Annotated in this window: 10 protein-coding genes; 6 read left to right on the forward strand and 4 right to left on the reverse strand. The window is 73.3% G+C overall.

Features of this window, described 5'->3' with window-relative positions:
• Window positions 1-60 precede the first annotated feature (60 nt).
• Window positions 61-936, reverse strand: a complete 876-nt coding sequence (locus ACLBYE_RS27815) for an SDR family oxidoreductase (protein WP_447696647.1) — start codon at window positions 934-936, stop codon at window positions 61-63.
• 491 nt (window positions 937-1,427) lie between these two features.
• Here ACLBYE_RS27815 and ACLBYE_RS27820 point away from each other — a divergent pair, with 491 nt between their 5' ends.
• The gene (locus ACLBYE_RS27820; RefSeq protein ID WP_447696648.1) at window positions 1,428-1,643 is read left to right on the forward strand and encodes a hypothetical protein; all 216 of its coding nucleotides are present in this window, start codon (window positions 1,428-1,430) and stop codon (window positions 1,641-1,643) included.
• 164 nt (window positions 1,644-1,807) lie between these two features.
• The gene (locus tag ACLBYE_RS27825; protein WP_056532787.1) at window positions 1,808-2,233 is read left to right on the forward strand and encodes a GFA family protein; all 426 of its coding nucleotides are present in this window, start codon (window positions 1,808-1,810) and stop codon (window positions 2,231-2,233) included.
• Window positions 2,234-2,296: 63 nt separating this feature from the next.
• Here the strand turns inward: ACLBYE_RS27825 and ACLBYE_RS27830 are convergent, their stop codons facing one another.
• Window positions 2,297-2,998, reverse strand: coding sequence for an urease accessory protein UreE (locus ACLBYE_RS27830; RefSeq protein WP_447696649.1), 702 nt, complete (start codon window positions 2,996-2,998; stop codon window positions 2,297-2,299).
• 300 nt (window positions 2,999-3,298) lie between these two features.
• On the opposite strand from ACLBYE_RS27830, the gene ACLBYE_RS27835 reads away from it, so the two are divergent.
• From ACLBYE_RS27835 to ACLBYE_RS27845, 3 genes are all read left to right on the forward strand, one after another.
• Window positions 3,299-3,568: a hypothetical protein gene (locus tag ACLBYE_RS27835; RefSeq protein WP_012318984.1), complete on the forward strand. Its 270-nt coding sequence runs from the start codon at window positions 3,299-3,301 to the stop codon at window positions 3,566-3,568.
• Between the two features lie 152 nt (window positions 3,569-3,720).
• Window positions 3,721-4,461, forward strand: a complete 741-nt coding sequence (locus ACLBYE_RS27840; protein WP_447696650.1) for a TerB family tellurite resistance protein — start codon at window positions 3,721-3,723, stop codon at window positions 4,459-4,461.
• Window positions 4,458-5,213, forward strand: coding sequence for an N-acetylmuramoyl-L-alanine amidase (locus ACLBYE_RS27845; protein WP_447696651.1), 756 nt, complete (start codon window positions 4,458-4,460; stop codon window positions 5,211-5,213). The genes ACLBYE_RS27840 and ACLBYE_RS27845 overlap by 4 nt, the downstream gene beginning before the upstream one ends.
• Window positions 5,214-5,235: 22 nt before the next feature.
• On the opposite strand, the gene ACLBYE_RS27850 is transcribed toward ACLBYE_RS27845, so the two are convergent.
• Both ACLBYE_RS27850 and ACLBYE_RS27855 read right to left on the reverse strand, forming a co-directional pair.
• Window positions 5,236-6,270: a TerC family protein gene (locus tag ACLBYE_RS27850; RefSeq protein WP_091680263.1), complete on the reverse strand. Its 1,035-nt coding sequence runs from the start codon at window positions 6,268-6,270 to the stop codon at window positions 5,236-5,238.
• A 271-nt stretch (window positions 6,271-6,541) separates the two neighbouring features.
• Entirely contained in the window at window positions 6,542-8,077 is a 1,536-nt protein-coding gene (locus ACLBYE_RS27855) for an MDR family MFS transporter (protein ID WP_447696652.1), read from the reverse strand.
• A 256-nt stretch (window positions 8,078-8,333) separates the two neighbouring features.
• Between ACLBYE_RS27855 and ACLBYE_RS27860 the strand changes: the two genes are divergently transcribed.
• A partial coding sequence (locus ACLBYE_RS27860; protein WP_447696653.1) for a TIGR03862 family flavoprotein occupies window positions 8,334-9,185 on the forward strand: 852 nt, incomplete at its 3' end.

Here is a 9,185-nt window from a genome sequence, read left to right on the forward strand (position 1 = left end):
CGCCCCGGACGGGCGCCGCTGCCGCGGGGCCCGTCCGGGAACCTGCGCGGGAGAGGTGCGTCAGAACACCGGCATGGCCCCGGCCACCGTGACGAGTGCGCCCGACGTGTAGCTGCTCTCCTCGGAGGCCAGCATCACGTAGGCCGAGGCGAGTTCGGCCGGTTGTCCGGGCCGGCCGAACGGCACCTGACTGCCGAAGGATTTCACCGAATCCTGGCTCATCCCGGAGGGGATGAACGGGGTCCAGATCGGCCCGGGCAGCACGCCGTTCACGCGCACGCCCTTCTCGGCGAGGAGCTGGGCCAAGCTGAGCACCATGTTGCTCAGGGCGCCCTTGGTGGCGCTGTAGGCCATGAGCGACGGCATCGGGTGCTTGGAATTCACCGAGGAGGTGAAGATCACCGAGGCGCCGGGCTTCAGATGGGCGAGCGCCGCCTTGGTCACGTAGAACGCGCCGAACACGTTGGTGCGGAAATGGTCCTCGAACACGGCGTCGTCGATCGCGGCGAGGTCCTCGTTCGGCTGCTGGAACGCGCCGTTGTTGACCAGCACGTCGAGGCGCCCGAACGTCTCGACCGTGCGGGCGACGATCTGGCGCCCGTAGGCGGCGTCCTTGAGGTCGCCCGGCAGGAGCAGCGCCCGCCGCCCCGCCTTCTCGACCCACTGGGCGACCGCCTCCGCGTCGGCCTGCTCGTCCGGCAGGTAGGAGATGGCGATGTCGGCCCCTTCCCGGGCGAAGGCGATGGCGACCGCGCGGCCGATACCGGAATCGCCGCCGGTGATCAGCGCGGCCCGGCCGGTCAGCTTGCCCGAGCCCGCGTAGCTCGCCTCGCCGTGGTCGGGTTCCGGCTCCATGCGACCGGTCTTGCCGGGGAAGCTCTGGGGCTGCGCCGCGAAGGGCGGGAGGGGATACTTGTGCAGCGGATCCGTGGTCACGCGTCGTCTCCGATGGGGATGCCCGTCCAACCGCACGGCATCCCGGGTGTTCCGCTGCCCTGGCGCCGCGCCCCGCCGGCACAGACCCGTTCGAGGCCCCCGTCGCGGACAACACGAACCCGTGTGCCGGCGCGGGACCGACACAGGTCAGCAACAGCCGCTCGGCACTCTGCCCGCGAGGAGGCCCAGCCATGATCGACGTTCAGCAGGAGGATCGGGCCGCCCGCGTGATCGACCGGGTCCTGCTCTGCGCAGCGATGCTCTCGCTCACCTTCGGGCTGGCGACGGGCCTGTGGGGCCTGCTGCAGTGAGCCGGCCCGGGGATCCAGGCCCCGCGCAGTCATCCGGGGCGCGGATCGCGATCCGGCCCGGCCGCGCCCCCGCGCGCCGGTCCGGACGCGACTACACCGCCGCGGCGCTGATCGGGGCGGGGCTCACGATGCTCGCGCTCGCGCTGCTGCTGGTCGGGATCCCGTGAGCGGTCGCCGGCGATGCTGCTGAACCGCGTCCTCGTCGCCGCGCTGATCGTCGCGGTCGCGGCGTTCCTGCTGTACCTGGCGGCCCTCGCCCGCGCGGCGCTGTCGCCCTACGAGCCCTACGCGGCCAGCATCGGCCTCACCCTCGACCAGTGCGTGGCCGCCCAGGACAGCCTGTCCGCCGAGGCGGCGCGCCTCTACTGCCGCAGGCCCGTCCCGAAGCGCCTGTGACCGGCAGGGATGTCGGCCCACCGACGACCCTGTGTGAGTTTTCCTGACACATCGTGTGACGACATGGTGATTGTCCCCACGCTGCCGGAAACCTAGGGTTCGAGGTGCCGGCCGGCTCTGCCGCCGCGCCCGATCGCAGGAAAACGCACGGGAGGCCCAGCACCATGGCGGACGACGCGACGACCCGGTCCGGACGCTGCCACTGCGGGGCGGTGCGCTTCGAGGCGGCCCTCGACGGGGATCTCGCGTCGATCCGGCGATGCACCTGCTCCTACTGCCGCATGCGCGGCGCCGTCGTCGTCATGGCGCGGCCGGGCGGGGTGAGGATCCTGGAGGGGGCGGAGGCGCTGACGACCTACCGGTTCCATACCGGGGCGGCGCAGCACTTCTTCTGCTCCCGCTGCGGCGTCTACACGCATCACCAGCGGCGGTCGGACCCGAACGTCCACGCCGTCAACGTGGCCTGCCTGGACGGGGTCAGTCCCTTCGACTTTCCGGAGGTCCCGGTGATGGACGGCGTCAATCACACGAACGACACCGGCCAGCCCACGCGGCGCGCCGGCACGCTGCGCTTCGTCCCGGCAGAGTGACGGCGGCGGACCGTCCGCGGTCTGGGCCCGGTGCGGGATCCCCGATCGGGCCCGGCTCAACCGCTAGTGATCGTGGCCGCAGCCGCAGCCGGGACCGTGCACGTGGCCGTGGTCGTGCTTCTGGTGCCCGTGCTCGTGATCATGGCCGTGCGCGTGCTCGTGATCTTGGCCGTGCGCGTGGCCGTGCTCATGGCTGTGACCGTGGGCATGATCGTGGCTGTGCTTCTCGTGATCGTGGCCGTGGCCATGATCGTGCGCGTGAGCGTGCTCATGCCCGTGGTCGTGATGATGGTGGGCATGATGGTCGTGCCCGTGATCGTGCCCGCAGGTGCTATGGTCGTGGGCGGCCTGCTCGGGACGGAAGGCACGGGAGACCGGGGTCGCGACGCAGCCCTGGCCGCGCACCAGCTCGGCCGCGGCGGGCGTCGCCGGCACGTAGAGCACGTCCGCGCCGATCTCGGCGTCCACGTGGCTGCCGCCGAGCTGCCAGGCCAGGCGCAGCAGGCGGGCCGGATTCTCGGCCCGCACCTCCAGGAGATCCTCGGCGGCCGCCCGCACCGCGACGAGCCGGCCGTCGTCGAGGCGCAGGGCGTCGCCGTCCTCGAGCGCCGCGGCCCTGGTGAGCGCGACGTCGAAGCCGAGGCCGCCCTCGGCGACCAGGGATCCGGCGACGGCAGCCCGGCCCGCGCGGTCGAGGGTCACCGTGTCGGCGACGCGGTCGGCGCGGACCGCGGCCCGGCGGACGATCGTGGTGGCTGTCGGCATGGGACCCTCGGACATGAGCCGGACTGGTGCCGGACGTGGTGCCGGATAGGGCGTCGCGGCACCGCGGCCGGAGCGCCTCCGAACCGTGGCATAGGGCGAGACGGGAACCGGGCGCAACTCGTCTGGCAACGCGTCTGGCAACGCGTCTCGCAACGCGTCTCGCAACGCGTCTCGCAACGCGTCTCGCGGCCGATGGAACCTTAGCCGTATGGCCGACATTCCTTTCCTGCTAAGCTCGACCCGATCCGCAACGATCACGGCCACCGGCCGGACCGGATTCACAAGGGAGTTCTGGGGACCATGAAGAAGCTGACGGCCGCCGCCATCGCCACCATCGCCGCCCTCTCGCTCGCTGGCTGCAACACCCCGGAGGACCGGGCTCTGGGCGGTGCCGGCCTCGGCGCCCTGACCGGTGCCGCGATCGGCGCGGCGGCCACCGGCCGCGCGGGCGGTGCACTGGCGGGTGCCGCGATCGGCGGCGCCGGCGGCGCCATCGTGGGCGCCTCGACCGCGCCGCGCTGCCCCTACGGCACGTACCGCGACGCCTACGGCAACGTCTACTGCCGCTGAGCTGAAGGGGGCGGGCCGGGCGCGTCCCGGCCCTTCCTCGCGGCGTGCGGAGCGGCTATCCCGTCGCTCGGCCGGGCCCGTCCCGGTGCCGGAACCCCGCCGCCGCCGATGACAGAGCCGAGCCGAGGATCAGCGCCGGGACCGGTCGTCCCATGACTCAGGCGACCAAGACCCAGGGCGTCTGGGGCAAGCTCGGCGGCGCGGGATTCGGCCTCGCGATCGGCGGCCCCCTCGGGGCGCTGATCGGCGGGGTCGCCGGTCATTTCCTGCTCGACCGCGTCGGCGCGCCCTTCGGGCGGACGCCGCGCGACGTCGTGTTCACCACCGGACTCGTGGCGCTCGCCGCCAAGATGGCCAAGTCCGACGGCGTCGTGCTGCCCTCGGAGGTGGAGGCGTTCGGCCGGGTCGTGCAGGTGGAGCCGTCGGCGCGGGCGGGCGTCGAGCGCCTGTTCGACCTCGCCAAGAAGACCACGAACGGCTTCGAGGCTTACGCCCAGCAGCTGGCGACCACCTTCGGCGACGAGCCGGCGCTCCTCGAGGACGTGCTCGACGGTCTGTTCCAGATTGCCGGCGCCGACGGGGCGCTGCACGAGGCCGAGGAGCGCTACCTGCGCGCGGTCTCGGGCATCTTCGGCTTCGACGAGGCGGCGTTCCGGCGCGTCGCCGCCCGCCACGTGCGGCTGCCGGACGATCCCTACGGCGTCCTCGGGCTCGACCGCGAGGCGGACGACGCCGCCGTGAAGGCCCGCCACCGGGCGCTGGTGGCCGAGCACCACCCGGACCGGGCGCTCGCCCGCGGCCTGCCGACGGAGGCCGTGGCCATCGCCACGCGGCGGCTCGCCGCGATCAACGCCGCCTATGACCGGATCGCGCAGGAGCGCGGACTCCGGTGAGCCTGACCCCCGACAGCCCCCTCGCCCGCCGCGTCGCGCCCTCGCCGAACCACGGCGCCCGCCGCGCGGGGCCGCTCGACATGCTGATCCTGCACTATACCGGGATGGACAGCGGGGCCGCCGCCCTCGCGCGCCTGCGCGACCCGCTGAGCGAGGTCTCGGCGCACTACCTCGTGTTCGAGGATGGCGGGATCGTCCAGATGGTGCCGGAGGCCCGCCGGGCCTGGCACGCCGGCGCCGGCGCCTGGAAGGGCGAGACCGACGTCAATTCCCGGTCGATCGGGATCGAGATCGTCCATCCGGGCCATGCCGGCGGACTGCCGCCCTACCCGGAGGCGCAGGTCGAGGCGGTGATCGCGCTGGCCCGGGACATCCTCGGCCGCTGGCCGATCCCGCCGGAGCGGGTGCTCGCCCATTCCGACGTCGCGCCCGAGCGCAAGGAGGATCCGGGCGAGATCTTCCCGTGGGACCGGCTGGCGGCGGCGGGGGTGGGCCACCGCGTGCCGCCCGCCCGCCTCCAGGACGGCCGCTTCTTCGCGCGGGGCGATGCCGGCCAGCCCGTCGAGGCGCTGCAGGCGATGTTCGCGCTCTACGGCTACGACCTGCCGGTGACCGGGCTGTTCGACGCGCGCACTCAGGCGGTGGTCACCGCGTTCCAGCGCCACTTCCGCCCGGCGCGGGTGGACGGCGTGGCCGACGCCTCGACCATCACCACCCTGCGCGACCTGATCGCGGCGCTGCCGCCGGCCTGAGGGCCGGGCGCCCGCCGGGCCCTCAGGCGCGGTGGGCCCGGGCCTCACGGGGGTGCCCGGCCTCCGGGGCCGGCGCGACCGGCGCGTCGGTCCGGGTCCGCCAGAGGCTGTAGACGACGCCGGCCGCCAGCAGCGTCAGGGTCACCACCAGGGAGACCCAGGGCTGCACGTGGACGAGCTCGAACGTGTCGGCGACCACGATCTTGGCGCCGATGAAGATCAGGATGAAGGCCAGCGCCGTCTTCAGGTAGGCGAACCGGTCGACCATCGCGGCGAGGGCGAAGTAGAGGGCGCGCAGGCCCAGGATCGCGAAGATGTTGGAGGTGTAGACCACGAACGTGTCGGTGGTGATCGCGAAGATCGCCGGCACGCTGTCGACCGCGAAGATCACGTCGGCGCCGTTCACCAGCACCAGGGCGAGGGCCAGCGGCGTGAAGTACAGGGCGACCTTGCCGGTCTTCGGGTCGGTCTTGCGCACGGTGAAGCGCTGGCCGTGCAGGTCGGGGGTGACCCGGAAGGTCGTCTTGAACCAGCGCACGACGGCGCTGTTCTGGAAGTCGCCCTCCTCCTCGTCGCCCGCGATCAGGATCTTCAGGCCGGCGTAGATCAGGAAGGCGGCGAACAGGGAGAGCACCCAGTGCACCTCGTGCACCAGGGCGGCGCCGAGCCCGATCATCAGGCCGCGCAGCACCACGGCCGCCAGGATGCCCCAGAGAAGGACCCGGTGCTGGGCCGCCCGCGGGATGCCCAGGGCCGTGAGGATCATGGCGATGACGAAGACGTTGTCCATCGACAGCGACTTCTCGACCACGAGGCCGGTGACGTACTCCTCGGCGGAAGACGGCCCGAGATACCACCAGATCCAGCCGCCGAAGGCGAGGCCGAGGGCGAGGTAGAAGCCGGTGAGCAGCAGGCTCTCCCGGACGCCGATCTCGTGCTCCTTGTCGCGGTGGAGGAGCCCGAGGTCGAAGGCGAGCAGGCAGGCGATCAGGACGTGGAACCCGAGCCACATCCACAACGGCTTGCCGAGCCATTCGACGGTGAGGACGTCCATCATGTGCGGGACCTGATGCTGATTCCAAATGGAAAGCATCGGCTCCGACATCACGGGCGCTGAGGAGCGCCCGCCAGAGGGGCCCGCAGCCGATGGGGCCGACGTAAGGGGTGATCCGGGCGAATCAAGGGCAAGATGCCCGGGCGGCGCGCGGGCCGGTGACGATCTCCGGTCCCCGTGGCCCCGACGCGACGCGGGCGCGCGTGTCGGTGCGGCCTCTGGTCCCGGACGGGAACGCGGGGGTAGAGGGAACGCGTCCGGTGCCGCGAGGCCGTCAGGCGGAGGCCTCCGGGGTCTCGGCGGCCATCCTCGGCGACGTGCGCTCGCGCAGGGGCCGCTCCTCCATCAGCGCCAGGAACGTGAAGGCCCCGAGCAGGCCGAGGCAGGCGGCCAGGAAGACGTGGCGGAAGGTCAGGGCGAGCTGGGCCGGGTCCGCGCCGCGGATCAGGCTCTCCACGTCGTGGGCGCCTCCCCCCGCCCCGCCGGCGGCGCCGCCGAGCACGATCGTGCCGAAGGCCGCCACGATCAGCGCCCCGCCGAGGGAGCGGAAGAAGTTCATCGCGGCGGTGGCGATGCCGAGCTGGTGCGTCTCCACCGCGTTCTGGATCGAGATGGTCGAGAGCGGGAGGATCGTCCCGATCCCCATGGAGAGCAGCGCGAACAGCACCTCCATGAGCCAGAAGGGGAGCGCCCGGCCCTGCCAGGCGATGGTGGCGCAGCAGGCGAGGCTGACGCACATCATCGCCAGGGGCACGCGCTTGTAGTGCCGGAAATGCAGCATCGACCGGCCCGACAGGGTCGCGCCCGTGACGGTGCCGATCATCAGCGGCACCAGGGCCACGCCGGACTCGCTCGCCGAGAGCCCGATCACCCCTTCGAGGAAGATCGGCACGTAGATGGTCAGCCCGATGAAGGTGCCCATGGCGAAGCACGCGGCCAGCGTCGCGCTGTAGACCACCCGGTCCTTGAGCACCTCCGTGGGGATCAGCGGCTCGGCCGCCGTGGCGAGCCGCGCCGCGAAGGCGCCGCCCAGCACGGCCGCGCCGGCCAGGAGGGCGAGGACCGGCGCCGAGTCCCAGGGATAGCGCACCCCGCCCCAGCTCAGGGCCAGCAGGAGGGTGACGGAGCCCGCCACCATCAGGGCGGCGCCGGGATAGTCCAGCCGGTGGCGGCGCTCGTGGCGGGGCAGGCGCTTGAGGTTGGCGTTGGTGAGCGCGAAGGCGAGGACGCCGATCGGCAGGTTGATCCAGAAGATCAGGGACCAGTGCAGGTGCTGGGCGAAGAGGCCGCCGAGCAGCGGCCCCGCCACCGAGGCCGTCACGAACACGCCCGCGATCACCACCTGGTAGCGCGCCCGCTCCTTGGGCGACATGATGTCGGCCAGGATGGTCTGCGCCAGGGCGATCAGACCGCCGCCGCCGACACCCTGGAGACCCCGGGCGAGCGCCAGCGCCACCATCGTGGGCGCCAGCGCGCAGGCGAGCGAGCCGACCACGAAGGTCGCGATGGCGATCAGCAGCATGACCCGCCGACCGTGGATGTCGCTGAGCTTGCCGTAGAGCGGGGTCACCGCCGTGGAGGCCAGCAGGTAGGCGGTGACGATCCAGGGCAGGTTCGCGGCGTCGCCGAGGTCGAGGCCGATGGTCGGCATGGCGGTCGCCACGATGGTCTGGTCGAGGGCCGCGAGCAGCATCGCGGTCATCAGCCCGTAGACGATGGCGCGGATCTCGCCGGGGCTGAGCGCGGCCTGCGGGGCGGCCCGCGCCTGGGTTTGCGGCTGGATCTCGGTGACGGCGACGGGACTGGCCACGTGTCTGAGAGCCTCTGATCCGGACCGTGCCGGCCGACCGTCCGGGGCGGACGGGGCCTGGGGCGGCATGAGGGGGGCGCGGGCGGGCCGCGGTCGCGGGCCGGTGCACCGGTAACCGCGGCGCCCGGGATCGGGAAGAACGTGCGTTCGGGCGTGTCCGTTTCCTAGCGCAACGCCGGAGGCCGGCCCATGGCGCCCGGCGCCGATCCGGCCTTCGCCCTTGACAGAGGGTGCCGGGCTGTCGCTCTCCCGCCCCATGCCGGATGACAGGGACGCAATCGCCATCGTGGGCGGGGGGGCCGCCGGGCTCGCCGCGGCCGAGGTGCTGGGCGAGGCCGGCCGCGCGGTCACGGTCTACGAGCGCATGCCGTCGGTCGCCCGCAAGCTGCTGATCGCCGGGCGCGGTGGCCTCAACATCACCCACGGCGAGGCGCGGGCTGAGTTCCTCGCCCGCTACCATCCGCGCGGCGCCCTCGACGCGGCCATCGCGGCCTTCCCGCCCGACGCGCTCAGGGCGTGGTGCGCGGATCTCGGCGAGCCGACCTTCGTCGGCTCGAGCGGGCGCGTCTTCCCGCGGAGCTTCAAGGCCTCGCCGCTGCTGCGGGCGTGGCTGGCGCGGCTCGACCGCCTCGGCGTCCGGATCCGGACCCGCCACCGGCTCACGGGGATCGCCGGGGGCCTGCGCTTCGAGACCCCGGACGGTCCCCTGGACCTCCGGCCCCGCGCCACCCTGCTGGCGCTGGGCGGGGCGAGCTGGCCGCGCCTCGGCTCGGACGGGCGCTGGGTGCCGCTCCTCGAGGGGCTCGGCGTGGCGGTGTCGCCCCTGCGTCCGGCCAATGCCGGCTTCGCGGCGGCCTGGTCCGACCTGTTCCGGGAGCGGTTCTCCGGCGCGCCGCTGAAGCGGGTGGCGCTCACCTGCGCGGGCACCACGGTGCGGGGCGAGGCCGTGATCACCGAGGCCGGCCTCGAGGGCGGGGCGGTCTACGCCCTCTCGCGCGTCCTGCGCGAGGCGATCGCGGCCGGGGGCAGCGCGCGGCTCGTCGTGGATCTCCGCCCGGACCTGACCCGGGACGCCCTCGCCCGCCGCCTGTCCCCCGCCCGGGCCGGC

The organism is Methylobacterium sp. A52T, from assembly GCF_053346095.1.

Excerpts from the sequence above, each read along its gene's own strand:
- ACLBYE_RS27820 (WP_447696648.1), top strand. The coding sequence starts at position 1,428 with ATGCTGCTGAACCGCGTCCTCGTCGCCGCGCTGATCGTCGCGGTCGCG.
- ACLBYE_RS27825 (WP_056532787.1), top strand. The coding sequence starts at position 1,808 with ATGGCGGACGACGCGACGACCCGGTCCGGACGCTGCCACTGCGGGGCG.
- ACLBYE_RS27830 (WP_447696649.1), bottom strand. The coding sequence starts at position 2,998 with ATGCCGACAGCCACCACGATCGTCCGCCGGGCCGCGGTCCGCGCCGAC.
- ACLBYE_RS27835 (WP_012318984.1), top strand. The coding sequence starts at position 3,299 with ATGAAGAAGCTGACGGCCGCCGCCATCGCCACCATCGCCGCCCTCTCG.
- ACLBYE_RS27840 (WP_447696650.1), top strand. The coding sequence starts at position 3,721 with ATGACTCAGGCGACCAAGACCCAGGGCGTCTGGGGCAAGCTCGGCGGC.
- ACLBYE_RS27850 (WP_091680263.1), bottom strand. The coding sequence starts at position 6,270 with ATGATGGACGTCCTCACCGTCGAATGGCTCGGCAAGCCGTTGTGGATG.